Origin of the sequence: Tatumella morbirosei, from assembly GCF_000757425.2 — a bacterium.
Classification (GTDB): domain Bacteria; phylum Pseudomonadota; class Gammaproteobacteria; order Enterobacterales; family Enterobacteriaceae; genus Tatumella; species Tatumella morbirosei.
Genome location: NZ_JPKR02000002.1, coordinates 250,878 through 274,267, shown reverse-complemented (window position 1 = coordinate 274,267; position 23,390 = coordinate 250,878). Strand labels below are relative to the sequence as shown.

The 23,390-nt window shown below is 52.3% G+C and carries 20 protein-coding genes and 1 pseudogene; 2 read left to right on the top strand and 19 right to left on the bottom strand.

Annotation, left to right across the window (positions count from 1 at the left end):
- Positions 1-5: 5 nt before the first annotated feature.
- The 12 genes and pseudogenes from holB to yceD form a co-directional block, all read right to left on the bottom strand.
- Positions 6-986 (bottom strand): DNA polymerase III subunit delta', encoded by a 981-nt coding sequence (gene holB / locus HA49_RS02350; RefSeq protein ID WP_038020092.1) that lies wholly within the window; start codon positions 984-986, stop codon positions 6-8.
- A complete protein-coding gene (gene tmk, locus HA49_RS02345) occupies positions 986-1,618 on the bottom strand; it encodes a dTMP kinase (protein WP_038020089.1) in 633 nt (210 codons plus the stop codon). Before tmk ends, holB begins: the two co-directional genes overlap by 1 nt.
- A 208-nt stretch (positions 1,619-1,826) precedes the next feature.
- Positions 1,827-2,831: pseudogene (gene mltG / locus HA49_RS02340) on the bottom strand (endolytic transglycosylase MltG); the annotation flags it as partial.
- A 2-nt stretch (positions 2,832-2,833) separates the two neighbouring features.
- Positions 2,834-3,643 (bottom strand): aminodeoxychorismate lyase, encoded by an 810-nt coding sequence (pabC, locus tag HA49_RS02335; protein ID WP_038020087.1) that lies wholly within the window; start codon positions 3,641-3,643, stop codon positions 2,834-2,836.
- A gap of 98 nt (positions 3,644-3,741) precedes the next feature.
- Positions 3,742-4,983, bottom strand: a complete 1,242-nt coding sequence (gene fabF, locus HA49_RS02330; protein ID WP_038020084.1) for a beta-ketoacyl-ACP synthase II — start codon at positions 4,981-4,983, stop codon at positions 3,742-3,744.
- An 87-nt stretch (positions 4,984-5,070) separates the two neighbouring features.
- Positions 5,071-5,307, bottom strand: a complete 237-nt coding sequence (acpP, locus tag HA49_RS02325) for an acyl carrier protein (protein WP_025901771.1) — start codon at positions 5,305-5,307, stop codon at positions 5,071-5,073.
- Positions 5,308-5,460: 153 nt separating this feature from the next.
- Complete coding sequence (gene fabG / locus HA49_RS02320) at positions 5,461-6,195, bottom strand: 3-oxoacyl-ACP reductase FabG (RefSeq protein ID WP_038020080.1); 735 nt, start codon at positions 6,193-6,195, stop codon at positions 5,461-5,463.
- Between the two features lie 10 nt (positions 6,196-6,205).
- Entirely contained in the window at positions 6,206-7,138 is a 933-nt protein-coding gene (gene fabD, locus HA49_RS02315) for an ACP S-malonyltransferase (RefSeq protein ID WP_038020077.1), read from the bottom strand.
- A gap of 16 nt (positions 7,139-7,154) precedes the next feature.
- Positions 7,155-8,108 carry a beta-ketoacyl-ACP synthase III gene (locus HA49_RS02310; protein WP_038020075.1) on the bottom strand — a complete coding sequence of 318 codons (954 nt, stop codon included), beginning with the start codon at positions 8,106-8,108 and terminating at the stop codon, positions 7,155-7,157.
- Complete coding sequence (gene plsX, locus HA49_RS02305; RefSeq protein WP_038020073.1) at positions 8,109-9,149, bottom strand: phosphate acyltransferase PlsX; 1,041 nt, start codon at positions 9,147-9,149, stop codon at positions 8,109-8,111.
- 27 nt (positions 9,150-9,176) lie between these two features.
- Complete coding sequence (gene rpmF / locus HA49_RS02300; protein WP_025901766.1) at positions 9,177-9,347, bottom strand: 50S ribosomal protein L32; 171 nt, start codon at positions 9,345-9,347, stop codon at positions 9,177-9,179.
- Between the two features lie 14 nt (positions 9,348-9,361).
- A complete protein-coding gene (gene yceD, locus HA49_RS02295) occupies positions 9,362-9,883 on the bottom strand; it encodes a 23S rRNA accumulation protein YceD (RefSeq protein WP_038020070.1) in 522 nt (173 codons plus the stop codon).
- 141 nt (positions 9,884-10,024) lie between these two features.
- Here yceD and HA49_RS02290 point away from each other — a divergent pair, with 141 nt between their 5' ends.
- The gene (locus tag HA49_RS02290; RefSeq protein WP_038020069.1) at positions 10,025-10,627 is read left to right on the top strand and encodes a Maf family protein; all 603 of its coding nucleotides are present in this window, start codon (positions 10,025-10,027) and stop codon (positions 10,625-10,627) included.
- 43 nt (positions 10,628-10,670) lie between these two features.
- Here HA49_RS02290 and HA49_RS02285 read toward each other — a convergent pair whose 3' ends face one another.
- Entirely contained in the window at positions 10,671-12,701 is a 2,031-nt protein-coding gene (locus HA49_RS02285) for an alpha-amylase (RefSeq protein ID WP_038020402.1), read from the bottom strand.
- 149 nt (positions 12,702-12,850) lie between these two features.
- Positions 12,851-13,807, bottom strand: a complete 957-nt coding sequence (rluC, locus tag HA49_RS02280; protein ID WP_038020067.1) for a 23S rRNA pseudouridine(955/2504/2580) synthase RluC — start codon at positions 13,805-13,807, stop codon at positions 12,851-12,853.
- 563 nt (positions 13,808-14,370) lie between these two features.
- Here rluC and rne point away from each other — a divergent pair.
- Positions 14,371-17,781 (top strand): ribonuclease E, encoded by a 3,411-nt coding sequence (gene rne, locus HA49_RS02275; protein WP_038020065.1) that lies wholly within the window; start codon positions 14,371-14,373, stop codon positions 17,779-17,781.
- 71 nt (positions 17,782-17,852) lie between these two features.
- Here rne and flgL read toward each other — a convergent pair whose 3' ends face one another.
- The 5 genes from flgL to HA49_RS02250 all read right to left on the bottom strand — a co-directional run bounded on the left by flgL (position 17,853) and on the right by HA49_RS02250 (position 23,304).
- Entirely contained in the window at positions 17,853-18,815 is a 963-nt protein-coding gene (flgL, locus tag HA49_RS02270) for a flagellar hook-associated protein FlgL (protein ID WP_038020064.1), read from the bottom strand.
- Between the two features lie 28 nt (positions 18,816-18,843).
- Positions 18,844-20,484, bottom strand: coding sequence for a flagellar hook-associated protein FlgK (gene flgK, locus HA49_RS02265; RefSeq protein WP_038020061.1), 1,641 nt, complete (start codon positions 20,482-20,484; stop codon positions 18,844-18,846).
- A 100-nt stretch (positions 20,485-20,584) separates the two neighbouring features.
- A complete protein-coding gene (flgJ, locus tag HA49_RS02260; RefSeq protein WP_038020058.1) occupies positions 20,585-21,514 on the bottom strand; it encodes a flagellar assembly peptidoglycan hydrolase FlgJ in 930 nt (309 codons plus the stop codon).
- Positions 21,514-22,623, bottom strand: coding sequence for a flagellar basal body P-ring protein FlgI (locus HA49_RS02255; RefSeq protein ID WP_038020056.1), 1,110 nt, complete (start codon positions 22,621-22,623; stop codon positions 21,514-21,516). Before HA49_RS02255 ends, flgJ begins: the two co-directional genes overlap by 1 nt.
- Before the next feature lie 12 nt (positions 22,624-22,635).
- Complete coding sequence (locus HA49_RS02250) at positions 22,636-23,304, bottom strand: flagellar basal body L-ring protein FlgH (RefSeq protein ID WP_156994513.1); 669 nt, start codon at positions 23,302-23,304, stop codon at positions 22,636-22,638.
- Between the last annotated feature and the right edge of the window lie 86 nt (positions 23,305-23,390).

Sequence of the window (23,390 nt, the reverse complement as noted above, 5' to 3'; positions counted from 1 at the left end):
GCCTTTCAGCCTGCATGAAAGGACTGTTCCCAGTCCAGCAGAGCTTCAGTGACTAACAATTCATGATTTACGGATGGGGTTTCAAGAATATGATGACGGCATTGCATCCACAGGCTCAGGCTATGATGCAGTACAGCCACCGGCATCAGGGCGGCTAGTTTTGCGACCAACGGTTGTTGATCGATATTGGTCATCCAGCGCAGGTTCTGCTGATGATACTTGACCGCGTCCAGCAGCAAGGCCATCAGCCAGTGTATACGCAAAGCCACATCATCCTGACTGAGTAACGGAAGCAGCGCCAGGGTGTTATCCGGTAGTGACTCAATCAGCACCTGGCACAGTTTGTTGCGCTGTTGCCACTGACTGCCGGTCAGCATCTCCAGCGCTGCCGCCGGAGCGCCCCCCGCCAGACGGAGAGCGGTCTGTGTATCAGACTCCTGCTGAGTCGTCTGTCCCGCCAGCCAGTGCAGACTCTGCTGCTCTGCGGGGACCGACAGGTGCAGTGTCATACAACGGCTGCGTAAGGTTGCGGGTAAGGCAGAGGGCTGATGGGTGCTGAGAAAGAACCAGCAATTTGCCGGGGGCTCTTCGAGTGTTTTCAGCAATGCGTTAGCTGCCGCTTCGGTTAACTGCTCTGCCACAGGAATATGGATGACTTTAGCGCCACCTTGCTGGGCAAAATGATACAGTTTATCGGTGACCTGCCGTATGGCATCAACACCGATCGAAGATTTACCTTTCTCTGCGGTCAGGGAATACCAGTCGGGGTGATTATATGCAGCCATTAACTGGCAACCATGACACTCACCACAGCTCTTCATTCCTGTCGGCTGGGTACACATCAGCCAGCGCGACACTCCCCAGACCAGGGCGCTGTCCCCCATTCCGGGCAAAGACTGAACTAACAGGGCGTGATGTGCCCTGCCGGCCTGATGCTGACTGATAATATGTTTATAAGAGGCATTAAGCCACGGGTACCATTGCATCAGCAGTTTTCCGTCAGCCAGTGGGTGAGGGTTTCGGTTAATGCCGCTCTGACCTGTTGCGGCGTGCCATTAGCATCAATGGTACGAATCGTCGGATCGGTGGCTGCAATTTCGAGGTACCGAGCCCGGGTACGACGGAAAAAATCCAGTGACTCTTGTTCGATACGATCCAGTTCGCCACGGCTGCGGGCACGTTGTAAACCAATTTCCGGGGTCACGTCCAGGTACAGAGTCAGATCCGGTTTAAAATCGCCCAGTACCGCCTGACGCAGTGTATCCATCAGTCGCTGATCGAACCCACGTCCTCCGCCCTGATAGGCACGGGAAGAAAGATCATGGCGATCGCCTACCACCCATGCCCCCCGACGGAGCGCCGGTTTGATAATATTTTCCACCAGTTGAACCCGTGCCGCGTAAAGCATCAGTAATTCCGCTTTATCAGTCACCGGTTCATCACTGACACCCTGCTTAATCAGAGTACGTAATTGTTCGGCTAACGGCGTACCGCCCGGTTCCCGGGTCAGTACCACCTCCGTAATACCGTGTTGTGCAAGTATTTCCAGCAATAAATCGCGGGCCGAAGTTTTCCCTGCGCCTTCAAGCCCTTCAATAACAATAAATTTATTTTTCATTTATAGTTTTCTTATCCTGTCCAGCCGCCGGCGGGGAATCAGTTTGCCGGCTGTCATCAGCGGACGTAGTTTTCTGAGGATCGCTGCCGGCAGAAACGTTATCACGGGTTGTCCCGGAAGTTAATGATTTCCCGTCGCCGGCACTCTGCGGCTCAGTTTTTTCTGTGGCACTTTTTTCCGCCATCGGTGCTGGCGAAGCCGTGGCCTGTTTATCTTCCAGTGTTCGCCAGGCCTGAACTGCCCGGTTGTGGCTGGCGAGATTAGTAGAAAACGTGTGTCCCCCACTGCCATTGGCGACAAAATAAAGGTAATTCGTGGTTAGCGGATGTGCCGCGGCTTCCAGTGAGGCTTTGCCCGGAATCGCTATCGGTCCCGGGGGCAGACCCGGAATGACGTAGGTGTTATACGCCGTCGGGGTTTCAAGATCCTTGCGGGTCAACACACCATGATAGTTATCGCCCATCCCGTAGATCACTGTCGGGTCGGTTTGCAGTTTCATCCCCATCCGTAGCCGGTTGACAAACACTGAGGCAATTTTTTCACGTTCATCACTCAGGGCCGTCTCTTTTTCGATTATCGAAGCCATGGTGACCAACTGGTTTTTGTCAGCATAGGGCAGACCCGGGGCACGCTGTGCCCATACCTGATCCACCAGCTTTTCCATACGCTGATGTGCCTGAGTCAGCAATGCAATATCACTCATATGAGCGGTATAAAGATAGGTATCCGGGTAGAACCAGCCTTCAGGATCATCGGAAGGTAATTTCAAGGCTTTGGCAACGGTTGACAACTGGTCGTCCGGCAGTTGGTGTTTCAGATAAGGTGCATCCCGTAATGTCTTCAGCCACTCACTCAGGCGCTGACCATCAATAAAACGTACCGGAAACTGAGCTTCTTTACCACTGGCGAGCAATTGCAGTAAACCCCTGACCGTCATTCCGGGTTCCAGCCGGTATGTTCCGGCCTTGAATCGAGCCAGTTCAGGTTCGGCCTTAAGCAGCCAACTGAACCAGAAGCTTTCAGGAATAATTTTCTGTTGTTCAAGTTGTTGTTCCAAAGCAACCCGCCCGGTACCTGCCGGGAGAGTATAAATCGTCTGCCCTGTGATTAATAACGGCGAGCCGGCAAATTGCCGGGTTTTCCAGATACCGCCGCCAACTATTGCTCCAACAATAATCACTGTAGCGAGTGTCGATTTTATTTTTTTGTGCATGCTTACCCTGGTGTATTCCCTGTTTCTGAAAGTTTGCGTGTCAGCCTGCCGGGGGCATAATTCTGGCCATCAATACTGATGACAGGGACAACCGGCATTAATGAGTTGCAAATAAACACTTCATCAGCCGCCTGTAAAACGCTGGCATCTGCGGCTACCTGTTGCACAGCATATCCTTGCGCTGTCAGCAGACGAATAAGATAACGCCGCATTGTACCGTCCACACCTGCTTCGTCCAGTCGTGGGGTCAATATTTCCTCACCACAGCGCCAAAATATGTTGGCGGTACAACACTCAATAATTCGACCGTGGTAATCCAGTACCAATGCCTCATCAACTCCGACACTGTCTATAAACTGGCGAATAAGTACCTGTTCCAGCCGGTTAAGGTGCTTGATCCCCGCCAGGGCCGGATTCAGCCCCAGTCGGACAGGCGATGTTGCCAGTCGTATTCCCTGTTCCCGCCACTGCGTGTAGTGCACAGGATAAGCTGAGACGCTGATAATACGCCGTGGGTGGTCGCAACCACTCACGGCGTAGCCACGACCACCGGACCCACGGCTGATGAGAACTTTTACCACACCCCGCGAATGGCCTGCCGCCAGACGTTGCATTTCCTGCTCAGTTACAGACCAGTCGCTGAATGGAATTGCCAGCCTGAGGCAGGCTTCCTGTAGACGTAGCAAGTGATCATTGATTCTGACAACCTGGCCATTTAATACCAAAGCAGTTGTAAAACAGCCATCACCGAATTGTAACCCCCGGTCAGTCACAGAAATATTATCGGTTTCAGTTCCGTCAACCAGTATCACGGTTTTCTCCTTGCAGCCTGGTCACTCAGGTTAATAATCGAAAGCGCCAAAGGCAAAAAAAAGGCCCGCAAAGCGGGCCTGACAGGTTAACAGACGGATCAGATTTTACGGAAAATTACCGAACCGTTAGTACCGCCGAATCCGAATGAATTACACAGTGTGTATTCCATTCCACTGACCTGGCGGGCAGTATGAGGAACAAAGTCCAGATCACAACCTTCGTCCGGATTATCCAGATTTATGGTCGGGGGAACGGCCTGATCACGCAGCGCAAGAATCGAAAAAATCGACTCTATTGCACCAGCCGCACCCAGCAAATGACCTGTCATCGACTTCGTCGAACTGACCATCACTTTATCTGCAACCGAACCAAAAATTGATTTCACGGCCTGCGCCTCGGCTTTATCCCCCGCCGGGGTAGATGTTCCGTGGGCATTGATATAACCAATCTGTTCAACTGACAAGCCTGAATCGCGCAGGGCATTAGCCATAGCCAGTGCAGCCCCTGCGCCGTCTTCCGGCGGAGATGTCATATGATAGGCATCGCTACTCATCCCGAAACCAACAATTTCGGCATAAATTTTTGCGCCACGCTTTTTCGCATGTTCATACTCTTCCAGTACCAGAATTCCGGCACCATCTCCAAGTACAAAACCGTCACGATCTTTATCCCACGGACGGCTGGCGCCCTGTGGATCATCGTTTCGGGTCGAAAGCGCCCGTGCGGCACCAAAACCACCGACACCTAATGGAGTACTGGCTTTTTCGGCACCCCCGGCCAGCATGACATCCGCATCGTCATAAGCAATCATCCGGGCCGCATGACCAATATTGTGAACTCCTGAAGTACAGGCAGTCGCAATACTGATACTCGGACCTTTGATGCCATACATAATGGTCAGATGTCCTGCCACCATATTAACAATGGTGGATGGCACAAAAAACGGACTGATTTTACGCGGGCCGCCATTGGTGAGTGAAGAGTGGTTCTCTTCAATTAACCCCAGGCCACCGATACCGGAACCAATAGCCGCTCCGATGCGCGTAGCATTCTCTTCAGTAACAACCAGACCTGAGTCCTGCATTGCCTGAACGCCCGCCGCAATTCCATACTGAATGAAGATATCCATTTTGCGTTGTTCTTTACGCGAAATGATATCGTCACAATTAAAATCTTTGACCAGACCAGCAAAACGGGTTGCATAGGCACTGGTATCAAAGTGGTCAATCATGCTGATGCCGCTCTGACCGGCAAGGAGAGCACTCCAGGTAGACTCTACGGTATTGCCGACAGGAGACAGCATGCCAAGACCAGTCACAACTACACGACGCTTAGACACGTTTGTCCTCCAAAGAGGGGGAAAAAAACAACACTAAGGGGGCGGACATAAAACTCAGGCGGTCGAATGACCGCCTGATGATGTTCATTAGCCCTGATGGCTATTGATGTAGTCGATCGCTGCCTGAACGGTAGTGATTTTTTCAGCTTCTTCGTCTGGAATCTCAGTATCAAACTCTTCTTCCAGAGCCATCACCAGCTCAACGGTGTCAAGAGAATCGGCACCCAGGTCTTCTACGAAAGAAGCAGAGTTAGTCACTTCATCTTCTTTAACACCCAGCTGCTCAGCAATGATTTTCTTAACGCGTTGTTCGATATCGCTCATACTATTTAATTTCCTATCAAAACTCGCTTTCGCGACGGTTTTCGTAGTGTATAAAATGTTGAAAAAGATGCAACTAAAACCGGTCTGGTCAAACCACGATTTGCCCTATTTTGCGTTTTATTGCACAAAAAAAGCAAATAAATTTCGCAGTTATCAGACCATGTACATCCCGCCATTCACATGAAGGGTTTCACCAGTGATGTAACCCGCCTCATCTGAGGACAAAAATGCGACTGCATTGGCAATATCTCCGGGGCCACCCAGACGACCCGCGGGGACTTCTGCCAATATACCGGCACGTTGCTCTTCATTAAGTGCTCGCGTCATGTCCGTCTCAATAAAGCCCGGAGCCACAACGTTTACAGTAATACCACGTGACGCAACTTCGCGCGCCAGTGATTTGCTAAAACCAATCAAACCTGCTTTTGCTGCTGCATAGTTTGCCTGGCCCGCATTACCCATTGTTCCAACAACTGAACCAATGGTAATGATTCTTCCGCTGCGTTTTTTCATCATAGCACGCAATACTGCTTTGGACAGCCTGAACACAGAGGTCAGGTTGGTGTCCAGGATATCCTGCCATTCGTCATCTTTCATACGCATCAGCAGATTATCACGGGTAACTCCGGCATTATTCACCAAAATATCAATTTCGCCAAATTCTGCACGGATGTTTTTTAAAACTGTTTCCACAGAATCGGCATCGGTCACATTCAGGGTCATACCCTTACCTGAGGTGCCCAGGTAAGTGCTGATATCATCAGCCCCTCTGTCGCTGGTCGCCGTACCGATGACAGTCGCGCCATGCGCGGCCAGTTTTTCGGCGATGGCTTTGCCAATCCCGCGGCTCGCACCCGTCACCAGGGCGATTTTACCATTGAAGTCCATGATTATCCTCTTATTCTTGTGTCAGGGCCGCATTTAAAGATGCCGGATCATTGACGGCTACCGCAGTCAATGAATCTGCAATGCGTTTTGTTAACCCGGTCAAAACTTTACCAGGTCCGGCTTCCACTAACTGGCTGACGCCCCGGGAAGCAATAAGTTCAACACTTTCGGTCCAGCGGACCGGACTGTATAACTGGCGGACCAGCGCATCGCGGATCGCGGCTGGTGTATGTTCACATTTCACATCTACGTTGTTAACCACCGGCACCTGCGGAGCATTGAAGGTTAGTTTTTCCAGCGCGACTGCCAGTTTTTCTGCAGCCGGTTTCATCAGTGCACAGTGTGAAGGTACGCTGACGGGCAGAGGGAGCGCACGTTTTGCACCGGCGGCTTTACAGGCGGCCCCCGCGCGTTCTACCGCTTCTTTATTACCGGCGATAACCACCTGGCCCGGAGAGTTAAAGTTCACCGGAGAGACCACCTGCCCCTGAGCACTTTCTTCACATGCCTGGCGGATAGCTGCATCATCCAGACCAATAATGGCCTGCATCGCTCCGGTACCTTCCGGCACCGCTTCCTGCATTAACTTGCCGCGTAGTTCAACCAGACGTACTGCATCTGCAAAATCCAGAACTCCGGCACAGACCAGTGCAGAATATTCACCCAGGCTATGGCCGGCCAGCAGTGCGGGTTGTTTCCCCCCTTGCGCTAACCAGACACGGTAAATAGCCACCGACGCTGCCAGTAATGCCGGCTGAGTCTGCCAGGTTTTATTTAGTTCTTCTGCAGGTCCCTGCTGGACCAATTGCCATAAGTCATAACCCAGTGCAGCAGAGGCTTCGGCAAAAGTTTCTTCGACTAACGGGAATTGCGCCGCCAGTTCAGCCAGCATGCCTACAGTCTGTGAACCCTGACCAGGGAATACGATTGCAAATTGTGTCATTTTCAGTTCCTGTCAATCAAAAACGGACTAACGCTGAGCCCCAGGTAAAACCACCGCCGAAAGCTTCCAGCAATACTAACTGTCCTTGTTGAATACGGCCATCACGTACCGCTTCATCCAGTGCGGTCGGCACTGATGCCGCTGAAGTATTCCCGTGACGGTCAAGGGTGACAACCACTTTATCCATCCCCATGCCCAGTTTTTTGGCGGTGGCACTGATGATGCGTAAATTGGCCTGATGAGGCACCAGCCAGTCCAGTTCCTGGCGATCGATATTATTCGCCGTCAGGGTTTCATCCACAATATGTGCCAGTTCGGTCACCGCAACCTTGAACACTTCGTTACCGGCCATAGTGACGTAAGAAGGGGTTTCCTGATGCTCCCGATCCTGATAGGCCAGCGTCAGCAACTGACCATAATTACCATCAGCATGCAGGTGGGTGGAGATAATGCCAGGTTGCTCGCTCTGACTCAACACCACAGCACCGGCACCATCACCAAATAAAATGATGGTACCGCGATCGTTAGGATCCAGTGTGCGTGACAGCGTATCTGAACCAATCACCAGCGCATTTTTGACAGCACCGCTTTTCACGTACTGGTCAGCCACGCTCAGGGCATAGGTAAATCCGGCACAGGCCGCCGCCAGGTCAAACGCCGGGCAGTCTTTTATTCCCAGTTGCTGCTGGATCATACATGCTGAACTCGGGAATGCATGTGAGGAAGAGGTGGTGGCGACGATAATCAGACCAATGTCATTGGCGGTAATTCCTGCCATTTCCAGAGCGTTTGTCGCTGCAGTGAATCCCATAGTAGCAACGGTTTCGTGGGCAGCCGCAATACGCCGCTCATGAATACCTGTACGGGTGACAATCCACTCGTCGGAAGTGTCTACCATTTTTTCCAGGTCTGCATTGGTGCGGACCTGTTCTGGCAGATAGCTGCCGGTACCAATAATTTTGCTAAACATCTAGGCTATGTCACTCCTGGCTAGTACTGTATCAAGCCGAACCGAAATTTTTTCAGGGATATTATGGATTACCGCCTGAATTGCGTGTTCGATGGCTACTGCAAAGGCTCGCTCACTTGCGGCACCATGACTCTTAATAACAATCCCGGGCAATCCCAACAGGGATGCACCGTTATACTGATCGGGGTCGATTTCACCAAAACGCTTCATCAGACGTCCCTTCATACTGCGAACAACCAGGTGACGCCACCATGATCGCTTCTTTGTCTGTTCCGTGCCTGTCATCAGGTTCAGAAATGTTTTTATAACCCCTTCCATGGTTTTTAATGAGACATTTCCTGCGAAGCCATCACAAACTAATACATCTGTCTTACCGGTCAGTAATTCACTACCTTCAAGAAAACCAACATAGTTTAACTGTTCCATCTGTTTTAGTGTAACCGCAGCATTTCGGATATGCTCCGGACCTTTGCAGGCTTCCTGACCAATATTGAGTAAAGCGACACGGGGCGCCGGTATTCCCAGCACTTCCTCGGCCATAACCGCACCCATCACCGCAAACTGTACTAACATCGTGCTGTCAGCACTGGCATTAGCTCCTAAATCCAGTAACACAGTGTGGCCACGATGAACATGTGGCACCACTGTCACTAATGCCGGGCGGCGAATTCCCTCGGCCGGGCGTAACAATAACGTCGACAGCCCCATCAGTGCCCCGGTATTTCCGGCGCTGACACAGGCTGATGCTCGTCCCTCTTTCAACAACTCCAGCGCGATACGCATCGAAGAGCCGTGACTGTGACGAATCGCCCCCGGGGGAGCGGCATCACTGGCAATAACAGACTCGGCAGGGACTATCGTCACCCGCTGATGTACCGAGGAATCTGCTCTGGCGAGTAATGGCTGAATTTCGTCGGGAAAACCGACTAAAAGAAGTTCAAGTTGCGAGTGAGAGGCCAGTGCCTGCAATGCAGCAGGCACCGTCACGGGAGGACCGAAATCCCCGCCCATAGCATCAACTGCCAGGGTCAAACGTGTCAAAGTAACGCCTTGCGTCGCAGCAAGAAATTACTTAGTGATGACCTTACGACCACGGTAGTAACCGTCGGCAGTCATGTGGTGACGCAGATGAGTTTCGCCTGAAACTTTATCTACTGACAGAGTGGTAGTGGTCAGCGCATCGTGCGAACGGCGCATACCACGCTTAGAACGGGTGGGTTTATTCTGTTGTACGGCCATGGACCTTACTCCTATTACTTACGCTTTAAACTGGCTAATACGGCAAACGGGTTTGGTTTCTCAGCCTCTGCAGGCAGTTCACCAAAGACCATATCCGCGTCGGACACTTCACAGTGTTCAGAATCATGCACCGGAACGACTGGCAATGCGAGGATAATTTCATCCTCAATTACCGCAAGCAAATCGACTTCGCCATACTCATCGACTTCAACTGGCTCGTAACCTTCCGGTAACGCCTCCGCCTGTTCGTCATTACGCACAGGACTGAAGGTATAGCTTACGTGCACAGCATGTGGAAAAGGTTGGTTGCAACGCTGACAACTCAGGGTGACCTGTACACTGGCCGTCCCCTGCAGCACCGCAAGGCGCTGTTCGTCGATTGCAAACGACATGTTACATTCTACATCACTGTCCACACTCACAACCGAAGCCGCAATACGTTCCGTAATTTCAGGAGTATACACGCCGTGATAATCAAGGCGCTTCTGAGCAGAACGCAGCAGATCCAGTGTCAGGGGTAATTTTACCTTTTGCATAGGGCGCGCATATTAACTTTGTAATGTCATAGAGTCAAAGAAAAAGGCCGCATTACGGCATCTTTCACCCAATATTCGCATCTGTAGCGGGCGTTAGTTTAAAATGACTGAGTCTAATTCGCTACAGATTATGAAAAAAATATGAAACAACCCCTGCTACTCGCTTCATCCTCCCCGTTTCGTCAGGCTTTGCTGGCTAAACTCGGCCTGCCTTTTACCTGCGCTTCTCCAGACATTGACGAGTCGCCACTGCAAGGAGAAACGGCCGGACAACTGGTGGTCCGACTGGCGCAACAAAAAGCGCTGGCTCTGGCAGACAGTGCGCCACAGAGTCTGATTATTGGTTCCGATCAGGCAGGCGTCCTGAATGGCACTTTTTTAGGTAAACCCCATACCGCAGCCAGGGCTCATGAGCAGCTGCGTGCCGCCAGTGGCCAGTGTGTGACTTTTTATACCGGACTGGCGCTCTACTGTGCCCGCCGTCGCCAGTTCTGGCAATGCTGCGAAACCTACCAGGTCACCTTTCGTGATCTGCGCGATGAAGAAATTGAGGCCTATATAGCCAGAGAGCAACCCCTTAACTGCGCAGGGAGTTTTAAGTCTGAAGGATTGGGGATTACTCTGTTCGAATCATTACAGGGACGTGACCCGAACACTCTGGTCGGTCTGCCGTTAATTGCCCTGTGCGGATTTCTGCGCGAGGCCGGGCTCGACCCACTCACCTGCCTGCCGGACGCCCTGTAGAACAGTGACCCGCGGCGAAACATCCCGCCGCGGGTCATTCAGGTTACTGCTGTCCGGCCCATACCACCATCACTTTGTCCTCTCCAAGCTGGCGAGTAAAGCCGTATCCCTGTTTTAAAGGGAGCGTGGTCTGGGTGCCCGCACCAATGGCCGGATGCCGCGCACGGAACTGACTGATTTTTTGCCAGTGCGCCAGTGTTGCCGCACTTTTCCCCTGCACATCCTGCCAGTTCATCTGCGAACGGGTACCTTGTAACGGATCAGAACCGGTCGGACCAAAAAGTCTGGCCGTCTCATCGCCATAAAAAAGTTGCACTGTGCCGGGGGTCAGCAGCAGCAATTCTGCGGCCCGTTGCCCACCTTCACGGAACAAACGCGTATCATGCGACGACAGATAACTCATGACATCGAAATTTTGTAACTTACCGGCCATTTGTTGCCAGACAGGGTCGATTTGCGCAAGGCAGTTGACCGCGTCGGCGGCCTGTTGCTGATAATCAAAATTGATCATCGCATCAAAACCATTGTCGTAGTAGCTACTGCGCATCACACCATGCCCCCAGGCTTCTCCCACCATCCAAAAGGCAGAATCGTCAATTTTTTCCGCCGGATGTTGCTGTTTCCATGCGGCCAGTGCGGTGGTCGCCTGTTGCTTGAGCTGCCTGAGCGTGGCGCCTTCCACATGTTTGGCGGTGTCTACCCGGAATCCGTCAATGCCGTAGTCCCTCACCCATTGGCTGAGCCAGTGGGTCAGATAATCACGCACCGTATATCCCGCTATCGTTTTTGCTCCGCTATCCGGTTTATGCTGCAAAAACCAGGGGACACTGACCGCTTGTGGTGATTCCGTTTTCAGATCGGGTAAAAAGGCCAGTGACATGGTCAAATCATCATAGCCAGGTGAATCGTAGTCCCCGATATCACTTCTGACCCACGGCTTGCCCCACCAGCGGTCCCAGCCGGCTTTATCCGAAAAGTTGATATAGTCATTATAACTGTGCCAGGTCTGACCCTTACCCGGCCGCCAGTCTGTCCAGTTTTTTCCTAATACCTGACGTTGCTGCTCTGCGGTTAAATAGAGTGACCCGAAACCAAACTGCTGCATATCTGCGAGAGTGGCATAGCCGGTGTGATTAAGTACCACATCAAACACCACCCGGATCCCCCGCTGATGAGCAGCATCAACCAGAGCCTTCAGATCGGCCCCTGTTCCCATATTGGCATCCAGTCGGGTCCAGTCCAATGTATAATAGCCATGATAGGCATAATGCGGAAAATCCCCTTTGGTCCCTCCCCCTAGCCAGCCATGAATCTGCTCAAGCGGTGAGCTTATCCATAACGCATTCACTCCCAATTGTTGCAGATAGTCGAGTTTACTGGCCAGGCCCTGTAAATCCCCGCCGTGGAAGGTAGCAATCTCCTGCATATTGTCATTCTGCCGACCGTAACTGTGATCGTTAGCCGGATTACCATTGACGTACCGATCCGTCAGGACAAAATACACCGTCGCATTATGCCAGTTAAAGGCGGCAGGTCCCGGTGTTTCTGCGGCCTCAAGCAGCAGCAAACCATCGCTGCCCGGAGCCGGCTGTAACGTGATATGCCCCTGATGTACCACACTGACCACGCCGCTATAAAATTCACGAACCCGACTACCTTCAGCAAAAGTGCTGCTGACATCAATACTCAGTGGCTTACCATCCCAGACCAGGCAACGCGCAACCGTGACGGCCGACGTTGCTGAAGCTATCGGTTGTACCGTCATTTTCATTGTCGGCGTACCGCTGCGGGTATCCAGTTGCAGCTGATAATCACCCTCACGATATAAATGCCATGAAGGAGCTACGCCATTACAGGTTCGTAAAGAAAGGCTCTGATTCAGTCTGACCGAAGTCTCAGGCTGCCAGCACTGATCATCCAGTTTCAGGGTTAACGGCCGGACACCTTTTGACAAGTGGGCTGAAGATTCATAAACGCCAGGTAAGGTCTGCCGGAAAGCAGGAAAGTCCGCAGCACTCCAGTCAGCCAGCACCGGAACAGGCAATATCAGCAGCGATAACAGCAACGGTTTCATAGAGGGCTCCGCCAGGGAGGGATGACGCAGTGTGGCACAGGTGCCACTCTGCGCCATCCTCCCGGCAGAGTTTTCCTCAGGGGGAGCCGGCAGGATGAGTGTCGAAGATCACAAATCACAGGGCTGCAGGGCCCCTCCCGGGTGGAAGGTCAGCCCTTTTGCTGGCGCAGGCGCGTCAGGCAGTGACGCAAAGTTTCATCCATTGGCGCTTCCAGGCGCAAAGTTTCACCGGTCGAAGGATGAGTAAACGTCAGGGCCGCAGCATGCAGGAACAGACGATTAAGCCCGGTATCAGAGAGTTGCTGATCAAAGGCCCGGTCTCCATAGCGACCATCAAAGGCAATCGGGTGGTCGGCATGTAACGTATGTACCCTAATCTGATGGGTCCGGCCGGTGATCGGGCTGGCTTTGACCAGGCTGGCGAACTGATAACGCTCTTCCACTTTGAAACGGGTTTCGGAAGGCTTACCTTCGGAACTTACCCGCACCACCCGCTCTCCACTTTGCAGAATATTTTTCAGCAAAGGTGCCTTAACCGATTTCAGATGGGATGGCCACTGACCTTTGACCAGCGCCAGATAATCTTTTTGCATCCCTTTTTCACGCAATTGCTCATGCAGCGAACGCAGTGCTGAACGCTTCTTCGCCACCAACAGCACGCCAGAGGTATCCCTGTCCAGCCGGTGAACCAGCTCCAGGAAACGTGCCTCGGGACGCAATGCCCGTAAGCCTTCTATCACCCCAAAGCTCAGACCGCTGCCACCGTGCACCGCCGTTCCGGAAGGTTTGTTCAGCACCAGAATGGAATCATCTTCATAAATAACAGCACGTTCCAGTTCTGCCACTTTATCCAGCTTCGGCGATACTTCAGGCACCTCTTTTTCAGAGACACGGATCGGCGGCACCCGAATTTCATCACCGTCCAGTAACTTATACTCAGGTTTAATACGTTTTTTATTAACCCGTACTTCACCCTTACGCAAAATACGGTAGATCATACTCTTCGGTACCCCTTTCAGAAAGGTACGCAAAAAGTTATCAATTCTTTGTCCGGCGTGTTCCGCCGTGATGGCGACAAATTGTACGCCCGGGTTCTCATTTTTCATGGGTGCGATTGTAATAGAGACTGGCTGCCGGGTGCTACTTATTTGTCGACGCTGACAACGCTGCAGGCAGTTACAACGGCAAAGCGCAGGCTTTTTAAGCAATATCCTGGTATTGCCGTCCGGAAGATCAAATAAATAACAAATAAAGTGATCTCTACAGTGAAAGTCACCTTGCTATATTCGTATCAGCAATGGAATAATGCTCAGGTATCTTTGCCGGGAAAGCCCGGGAAAAAAGATCATGTAAGAAGAATTTTTGCCGGATTGAACAGACACGCAGCAATGGCATAAGACGTAATGTTTAATCAGGCACTTAGCGGGCTGCGGGTTGTAGCCTGGACGTAGTGGGGTGTACGTATCACTGCCTTTATAGTGGGTTTCTCCTCATCTGGTCGCGGTTTCTGCCTGAAACCTCACCTCCGACATTTTTTGCGCTCCTTTAGCGATCGACAGCCGTGAGGCTGACGTGATTGCAATAAGCCACGGAGCCATCGGTTAATCGTCGTCCAGGGCAATGATGCCCGCAGCTGAGTCACTTATGAGAAAATGACGAGTACCTCAAAATGAAAAGAATGTTAATCAACGCAACTCAGCAGGAAGAGTTGCGTGTCGCCCTTGTAGATGGACAACGTCTGTATGACCTGGATATTGAAAGTCCCGGCCATGAACAGAAAAAGGCAAATATTTATAAAGGCAAAATCACCCGTATTGAACCCAGTCTTGAAGCAGCATTTGTGGATTACGGTGCTGAACGTCACGGTTTCCTCCCTCTGAAAGAAATCTCCCGCGAGTACTTCCCTGCTAATTATTCCATGCACGGCCGTCCGAATATCAAGGATGTGTTGCGTGAAGGTCAGGAAGTTATCGTTCAGATAGACAAAGAAGAGCGCGGAAACAAAGGCGCAGCCCTCACCACTTTTATCAGTCTGGCCGGTAGTTATCTGGTGCTGATGCCCAATAACCCACGGGCAGGCGGAATTTCCCGTCGTATCGAGGGTGATGACCGCACTGAACTGAAAGAAGCGCTTTCTTCTCTGCAATTGCCGGAAGGCATGGGATTGATTGTCCGGACTGCCGGGGTAGGTAAATCGGCCGAGGCATTGCAGTGGGACCTTAGCTTTCGTCTGAAACACTGGGAAGCTATTCAGAAAGCGGCAGAAAACCGCCCTGCTCCGTTCCTGATCCATCAGGAAAGTAATGTTATCGTCCGCGCCTTCCGCGATTATCTGCGTCAGGACATCGGTGAAATTCTGATTGATAACCCGAAAGTACTGGAACTGGCACGTCAGCATATCGCAGCCCTCGGCCGTCCCGACTTCAGCAGCAAAATCAAACTGTATACCGGCGAGATCCCGCTGTTCAGTCATTATCAGATTGAATCGCAGATTGAATCTGCATTCCAGCGAGAAGTCCGTCTGCCTTCCGGCGGGTCGATTGTTATCGACAGTACCGAAGCGCTGACTGCCATCGATATTAACTCCGCCCGAGCCACCCGCGGAGGCGATATCGAGGAAACCGCTTTTAATACCAACCTGGAAGCGGCCGATGAAATTGCCCGTCAGTTACGCCTGCGTGACCTGGGCGGACTGATCGTTATCGACTTTATCGATATGACCCCGGTACGCCACCAGCGCGCCGTGGAAAACCGGCTGCGTGAAGCGGTGCGTCAGGATCGGGCCCGTATTCAGATCAGTCATATTTCACGCTTCGGCTTACTTGAAATGTCCCGTCAGCGTCTGAGCCCGTCACTGGGTGAGTCCAGTCATCACGTCTGCCCGCGTTGTAGTGGTACCGGGACTATCCGTGATAACGAATCGCTGTCACTGTCAATTTTGCGTCTGATTGAAGAAGAAGCGTTAAAAGAGAATACCAAAGAAGTTCATGCCATTGTGCCGGTACAGATTGCCTCTTACCTGCTCAATGAAAAGCGTGAAGCCGTTAATGCTATCGAAACCCGTCAGGGGGGTGTGCGGGCGATTATCGTTCCTGATGATCGGATGGAAACTCCACACTATTCGGTATTGCGTGTGCGCAAGGGTGAAGAGACCAAGACCCTCAGCTATCACCTGCCGAAACTGCATGAAATCGAAATTGCTGCCATTTCTGATGAAGAGCCTGCTGAACGCCGTCGCCCGGAACAACCGGCTCTGGCAGCCTTTGCGATGACCGAAGCACCGCCGGTGATTACTGAAGCCCCGGCAGTCACACCTGTGGTTACAGAAAAAGCCCCTGCAACCAAAGGCAACTGTATCTTTAGTCGTCTGCTGAAGGGCCTGAAAAATCTGTTTGGCGGCGCTGAAAAAGAAGCCGTCAGTGAAGCGCCTGCTAAAGTAGCAACCCCTGCCCGCAGCAGCGAAACGTCTTCTACGGCCAACCGTAATGATCGTCGGCGTAATAACCGGAATAACCGCAACGAGCGTAATGACCGGACTGACCGTAACAGCGAGCAGAAAACAGAACGCAACGAACGCTCAGAGCGTAACGACCGTAATGAACGTAATGAACGTTCAGGACAGACTCGTTCTAACGATAATGCGAACAGCCAGGATAACCGCCGGAATAATAACCGCCGGAATAATGCTGCCACAGAGAATCGTGACGAGTCACAGCCAGCTCGTCAGAATACGCCACTGACCGACGAAGCCCGTCAGCAACGCGAACAACAACGCCGTGAGCAGCGTGCAGAACGCCAGCGTCGTCGCCAGGAAGAGCGTCGTCAGCAGCAGGAAGCCACTGCCGCAGAACAACCGTCGGTCGTTGCAGAGGTTCAGCCAAACGAGGCTGTTGCAGAAGAGCCGGTGCAGACCAGCGTTCGCCGTAAACAGCGTACCCTGACACAGAAAATTCGTTATGGTGTTGAAGATACTCAGGACAGCACCCACGCTGCTGAAGTCACCGCCCCGGTCGAAACGGTAACGGTCAGCGATGAGGCTGTTAGCGGTGAAAACACCCGTGATGATGGCCAGGATAATCGTGAAAACAACGGTAATATTCCTCGTCGCTCGCGTCGGTCACCACGCCATCTGCGTGTCAGCGGCCAACGTCGTCGTCGTTACCGTGATGAACGTTATCCGCAACAGTCTGCAATGCCGCTGGAAACCGCAGTTGCTTCCCCGGAATTAGCATCAGGTAAAGTATGGATCAGTTACTCAGCCCCGGTTCAGCAGGATGAACATGTTCAGCCTGAGGAAGTACAGGAGAAACCGCTGAACGAAACCACCGTTGAGCCGGTGGTCGCTGCTGCGGCAACCACTGAAGTCTCTACACCGCAACCGGAGAGTGAACCCGCAGTCGCTGAAGCGCCTGTGGATGACGAGCCGTTCGCTACTGAACCTGCGGCCATCCCGACGGAAACCCCTGCGGCTCAGGAAGAGATGACTCCGGTGGAAACCGCACCTGAGGCCCCGGTAGCTCCTGTCGCGCCGGTCGTTGACCCGGTAGCGACTTCCGGGAATGAAACGTCTGAACCGGCGACGGCAGAGGTTACTGAAGCAGAAAAAGCCAGACAGCCATTGGCGGCTGACCGGACTGAGGTTGTCCCGGCTTCGGAAACCACAGAAGCGGTGACTCCGGCAGAATCTGTCCCGGAAGACGTGATTAGCTCACCGCAAGTAGTTGAAACGAAAGAGACAGAAGCACAACCGGAGACAACAACCGCTGTGACTGAAGGTGTCAGCCCTGCCGTTACCGAAATTCCGGCCCCGGTCAGTGCTGAGCCAGAGGCTCCGGCTCCGGCTCCACAGGAAGCTAAACCCGTCCCAGCCGCCAATGCAACGGCAATACCGACGACTAACCCTCGTTTCCACGCAACGGCTCCAATGACCCGGGCTCCGGCCCCTGAATGGGTTGCTGAGCCAGCACGTCACAGTGACTGGGTCCGTCCGGTGTATCATTTTGCAGGGAAAGGTGCTGCCGGTGGACACACCGCCAGCCATCATGCGACAGCACCTGTCACTAAGGCCTCAGGGAACTAGTGCAGTAATACTCCCTGGTATTCACACCCGGCCAAAAAAAACCTGACTCTTACCGGTCAGGTTTTTTTATATTAGCTGTTAAGCTGAAACAGCGATAACTTAGACATGGTACTGAATGTTTTATAACACGCCTGCAGAGCCGTTTCCTGCATCGTGTAATCGGAGATCGACTGAGTAATATCAGCATCGGTCAGTTGGCTCATCTGAGCACTGAGAATGACACTTCGATCCTGCCCCTGACTGTCCAGCTTATCCAGCTCCGACAGTTCGGTGCCAATTTCTGAACGCACACTCAGAACATTATTTAACGCATTATGTAAGCCACGATTCACTTTATCCATGCTTTCACCAAACTGCTTAATCGTATCGTCAGAAGCGCCTGACTGTGGCACGCTCAGCGCCTGGATAGCAGCATCGAGCATATTAAAAACGCTGGTTTCACTGGCGGAACCATCGGGCTCCGGCGTGGCATTACTGGTCAGAGACATAAAAACCTGAGAGCCAGGATGTCCGATAGTCATCGTTCGCTGGCTGCTGACTTTCTGGCTGATAGCGTCTTCCCCACCCTGATAAACCACTTTTGCTCCATCGTTAACAAATGGCGGCTGCTGGGTCTTATACCCGGCAAAAATATAACGACCATTGCTATCCTGAGTATTCGCCAGATTCACCAACTGATTGCGAATTCCTGTCAACTGCGTAGCAATTGAGGCCCGGTCATCGTCATTCAATGTCCCGGTGGCACCGTAGATCACCTGAGTCAGCGCTGTCTGAATACAATCACTGACACTGCTTAATGCATTTTCTTCATTAGACAAGGACTGACTGGCGAAGGACTGCGCCAGTGCAAACTGGGCATCTTTGTTTTGTGTCTGAGAAACGTTAACCGCCTGAGACGCTGAAATAGGATCATCGGAGGGTTTGGTGACCCTTTTTCCTGTGGAAATCCGCATTCCGCTCTCCAGCCAACGGTTTTGCGCGTTGCTCATCCCCTGCATCTGCCGTGCAAAAATAAAACTGTTACTGAGCCGCATACTCTGCCTCCCTTAAGTTAGCGCTGAATCAGCCGGTTATGCCGATCAATGAATTGAATAATGTATCTGCGGTTTGCAGGACTTTAGTGTTGGCGATGTAATATTGCTGGTATTGCATCAGCATGGAGTACTCTTCATCCAGGTTGACACCGGAAACCGACTGCTGACGCTGAGTCAGTTGATCAACCACCATTTGCTGTGTATCACAACTGCTTTGCAAACTGCTGGTTTTATTCCCGACATAGCTAACCATTGAGCCGTAGGCCTGGGTCAGAGTGGCCTTACCACCGACCATTTTTTCATCCTGCAACTCCAGCATTTTTTTCACATTACTGTTATCACTGGCCGCTCCTGTTTCCCCGGCCGCAGCAATCTGAGAACCACTGGTCAGGGCCACGGTGAAATCCCGGCCAGCCTCACTGAGGGGTTTCACCAGAAAGCTGTCTTTTTCGGCCGGAGAACCCTTAACGGTCAAATCCAGCCCGTCAAATGATAAATGGGTTTGTCCCTGCTCATTACTTATCTTTGGGGTGAGTGTTTGATTATCTGAGAGCCGGGTCACCGTCCACTGTCCGCCCTGATAAGCGACACGATAATCAGAAGCCTGCAGGGCACTGGTATCTGAATACACCGCGCTGACAGAGGTATCAGAACTGTTTTTACTGTTACCGAAAATTACCGGTGAGCCAACGGTAAAGAAATCACTCCCTTCATTCCCCTCACTGTCAAAACCCTGATGCTGGATCTGATTCATCCGGGTAGCAAAGGTCACCGCCATTTGTCCCAACTGACTCTGTACCTTAGCCAGATCTTCGCTGCGGAATTTAAGCAACCCGCTCAAAGAACCCCCGCTAAATAATTTATCCGGAAGTTCAGTATCTCCCGCCGTTTTATCGGTATAGCCTGGCACCAGTCGGGTTGGGTCTGCCGCCGATGGCATGGCTTTCATCTGCGTGGTCTGATCACCATTGACCAACGTCAGACCGTTTGGCAACGACACCACCATATTGCCGTCCTGCATCGAAACATTCACTGCAGTCATGCTGTTGAGTTCACTCACCAGTTGATCCCGCTGGTCCAGCAAATTATTCGGGGCTTCACCGTGACCGGACAGCCTGGCTATCTGTTTATTGAGTGAAGCAATTTGCCGGGTATAATTATTGACAGCACTAATCGTATCGCTGATTTGATCATTGGTATTGGTTTGCAGGTTATCCAGGTATTGCTGCATGGTACGCAGCTGCCCGGCCAGTGACTGAGCATCACTGAACATCGCCTGGCGCGCCGACGGGTCTTCTGCATTATCGATGACGTTCTGGATATTTTTAAAAAATGACTGGAAAGCATTAGACAGATCATTGCCGTTCATGGTCATCAGGTTATCGATACCCGACAATTGGGTATACTGGCTACCGGCAGCACTGTTCAGCGCGCTGGCAGCCCGCAACTGACGGTTAATCAGTTCATCATATTGTCTTTGCACACCATCCACTTTTACTCCATTGCCATACCAGGCATTACCATTGAATGTACTGTTCGCCTGTGCCAGTAGCACCAGCTGTCGGTTGTATCCGGCAACGGTATAATTACTAATGTTGGCACTGGTGATATTGAGTGCTGACTGAGCGGCACTCAGCCCGCTCATTGCTGAATTAATCAGAGCTGACATGGTTGTCTCCGGAAATTGATGTTGCGACAAGCCGTCACCGGCCTGAAACCTGGTTACCTTTCACAGTTATCGGTTAATTTTCAGTGAACCTGAATGAAAATCAGAATAAATCACGTAGATCCTGAGGGACGCTCTGCAGCATCTGTTGGCTGTTTTGTTTAAGCTGGCGGATCAGTACGATCAATTTACCCGCATAGCGCGGATCGGTCGCGTAACCCGCATCCTGCAGCGCACGAGCCCCCGATTCTGCCGAATCTGCGGTCGTCACCTGGTGATAACGAGGATTACTGGTCAGCAGCCGCGCATAATCTTCCAGAGCCTCGCGGTATGAGTGATAAACACGGAAACTGGCCAGTTGTTTCACCGCCTGCCCTTGCTGATATTCTGTGGTTACCACCCGGGTGGTTTCTCCCTGCCAGCCATTACCTGCTTTAATACCGAACAGATTAAAACTGGGCAGACCGTTATTACGCAATATTTGTCGACGACCCCAGCCTGTTTCCAGTGCCGCCTGAGCGAGGATCAGATGATGGGGTATACCACTGATAGCACTCACCTGACGCGCTGGCTGCAACAGCCGTTTCAGAAATTCTTCTGGTCCGCCAGACGCGGTTGAAAAATCAGGCACAGCCGCACGGATCTGTTGCTGTATCGCGGAGGCCTGTGATACCACGGTCCGCCGCTCCGTGCCCAGTGGCATAGGTACAGTACCCGCCCGTTCGTCGGGTTTTTCGGCAGGAATCATTTGTCGGGCTATCATCTGTGCCATTCCCAACCCCCGGTTGCCAGCCATCTGAGAAATTTGCTGGTCGTACAGTGAAGTAAACAACTTACTCTGTTGGCTACCAAACAACGGGTCCTCAGGCAGGGCCTGACGCATACTTTTCAGCATCATCTGCATAAACAGGCTTTCCACCTGACGGGCCACCGCCATCGCCTGAGTCCGGGGGTGTGCTCTGGCCTCTCGTCTGAGTTTATCCAGCGCATTACTGTCATAGGCCAGGTTGCTCACCGTATCACTGATCTTCATTAGATGATCTCCAGCTTCGCCCGCAGACATCCGGCCGACTGCATCGCCTGCAGAATAGACATAAGGTCATTCGGGGTAGCTCCCAGGGTATTAAGCGCACGGATAACACTGTTCAGACTGGCGCTGGCCTGTACATGCTGTAATGACCCGCCCTGTTGTCGCATATCTATCGATGTGCGCGGTGTAGTGACTGTCTGGCCTCCGGCCAGCGGGGTATCGGGCTGACTGACCTGCTGCTGCCTGTCTATCGTGACCGAGAGACTTCCCTGAGCCACTGCACAGGTGCCGAGCTGAACCTCCCGGTTCATGACGACCGCCCCGGTTCGTGAGTTGATAATCACCCGGGCATCTTCCACCGGTACTGTGACATCCAGATTCTGGATGCCCGCCAGCAACTCTACCTGCTGAGTGTGAGAAGGCGATGCTTTCACCCGAATCGTACTTCCATCCAGTGGTGCTGCGGCCGGGTAACCGGTATAACGATTAATAACATCCGCAATCCGCTGGGCGGTCGTGAAATCCTGCTGATTCAGTTGCAGTACCAGTTCATTACGGGTTCCAAAATCACTGGGCAGTTCCCGCTCAACGATGGCACCGGCAGTAATCCGTCCACCGTTTAACTGATTGACCTGAACACTGCTGCCACCGGCCTGAGCACCTGCACCGCCCACCAGAATATTCCCCTGAGCCAGCGCATAGACCTGATTATCCACCCCTTTCATCGGTGTCAGAAGCAAGGTTCCGCCCCGCAGACTCTTTGAGTTACCCATTGACGAGACAACAACATCAATCTTTTGTCCCTGATGCGCAAACGCCGGCAAACTGGCAGTGACCATCACGGCAGCCACATTTTTAAGCTGTATATTGGTCCCTCCGGGCACAGTAATCCCCAGCTGTGACAACATATTGGTCATGGTCTGAGTGGTAAACGGAGTTTGGGTCGTCTGGTCCCCGGTACCGTCCAGTCCTACCACCAGCCCGTAACCTATCAACTGGTTTTCGCGGACCCCCTGAACGGTGGTTAAATCACGGATACGTTCCGCACGTGCAGATAAACAGAGCACGCTGCAGATAAGCAGCCCGGTGGTCCATCGGAATAAAGCCGTCATCAGTCTGGCCTCCTACATAGGGGAAACATTCAGGAAAAAGCGTTGCAGCCAGCCCATCTGTTGCGCTTCATTGATATAACCGTTACCGACATACTCAATGCGGGCATCAGCGACGGAGGTAGATACCACGGAATTACTGGCATTAATGGTGCGCGGATTGACTACCCCGGAGAATCGGATAAATTCGGCGCCCTGATTAATCGCAATCTGTTTCTCACCAACGACATTGAGATTGCCGTTGGTCAGGACTTTATCCACGGTAACGGTAATGGTACCGGTAAAGGTGTTATTAGCAGTAGCGCCTCCTTTGCCATTAAAATCGTGACCACCACTGCCGTCAAAACTGGTTTTATCCCCCCCCAGCAGTCCGTTCAGGAAACGGGGAGTCGCAGTGAGTCCGAAACTGCTGCTGCCTTTACGACTGGCATTACTGGAAGAACTTTTGCTGGCGCTGACATTTTCCTGCAATACAATTGTCAGAGTATCGCCAATATTTCGTGGTCGGCGGTCTTCAAATAACGGCTGATAGCCGTAACTGACAGGGGCAACCCCCTGAAAAATTGAACCGTCCACCACCGGGTTACCTGGCGGTGGCGGCACTGCAGTGGTGGAACCTTTGACCAGCGGGGTCGGAGGGATCAGGGCGCATCCGCCCGTCATCAGTAACAGGGACGTGACCATTCCTTTATATAAAGCAAACTTCGCCACAGTAGCACTCGCTCTTCAGTGATAATACACCGGCCGCCTGCGGCAGCCGGTCGTCAGTG

Bases quoted from the DNA above. Each gene is read 5' to 3' on its own strand.
- yceD (WP_038020070.1), bottom strand. From the start codon at position 9,883: ATGCAAAAGGTAAAATTACCCCTGACACTGGATCTGCTGCGTTCTGCT.
- HA49_RS02250 (WP_156994513.1), bottom strand. From the start codon at position 23,304: ATGGTCACGTCCCTGTTACTGATGACGGGCGGATGCGCCCTGATCCCT.
- flgJ (WP_038020058.1), bottom strand. From the start codon at position 21,514: ATGAAGATCAGTGATACGGTGAGCAACCTGGCCTATGACAGTAATGCG.
- HA49_RS02285 (WP_038020402.1), bottom strand. From the start codon at position 12,701: ATGAAACCGTTGCTGTTATCGCTGCTGATATTGCCTGTTCCGGTGCTG.
- rne (WP_038020065.1), top strand. From the start codon at position 14,371: ATGAAAAGAATGTTAATCAACGCAACTCAGCAGGAAGAGTTGCGTGTC.
- tmk (WP_038020089.1), bottom strand. From the start codon at position 1,618: ATGAAAAATAAATTTATTGTTATTGAAGGGCTTGAAGGCGCAGGGAAA.
- holB (WP_038020092.1), bottom strand. From the start codon at position 986: ATGCAATGGTACCCGTGGCTTAATGCCTCTTATAAACATATTATCAGT.
- rpmF (WP_025901766.1), bottom strand. From the start codon at position 9,347: ATGGCCGTACAACAGAATAAACCCACCCGTTCTAAGCGTGGTATGCGC.
- HA49_RS02310 (WP_038020075.1), bottom strand. From the start codon at position 8,108: ATGTTTAGCAAAATTATTGGTACCGGCAGCTATCTGCCAGAACAGGTC.
- HA49_RS02290 (WP_038020069.1), top strand. From the start codon at position 10,025: ATGAAACAACCCCTGCTACTCGCTTCATCCTCCCCGTTTCGTCAGGCT.
- acpP (WP_025901771.1), bottom strand. From the start codon at position 5,307: ATGAGCGATATCGAACAACGCGTTAAGAAAATCATTGCTGAGCAGCTG.
- flgK (WP_038020061.1), bottom strand. From the start codon at position 20,484: ATGTCAGCTCTGATTAATTCAGCAATGAGCGGGCTGAGTGCCGCTCAG.
- flgL (WP_038020064.1), bottom strand. From the start codon at position 18,815: ATGCGGCTCAGTAACAGTTTTATTTTTGCACGGCAGATGCAGGGGATG.
- rluC (WP_038020067.1), bottom strand. From the start codon at position 13,807: ATGAAAAATGAGAACCCGGGCGTACAATTTGTCGCCATCACGGCGGAA.
- fabG (WP_038020080.1), bottom strand. From the start codon at position 6,195: ATGGACTTCAATGGTAAAATCGCCCTGGTGACGGGTGCGAGCCGCGGG.
- HA49_RS02255 (WP_038020056.1), bottom strand. From the start codon at position 22,623: ATGACGGCTTTATTCCGATGGACCACCGGGCTGCTTATCTGCAGCGTG.
- fabD (WP_038020077.1), bottom strand. From the start codon at position 7,138: ATGACACAATTTGCAATCGTATTCCCTGGTCAGGGTTCACAGACTGTA.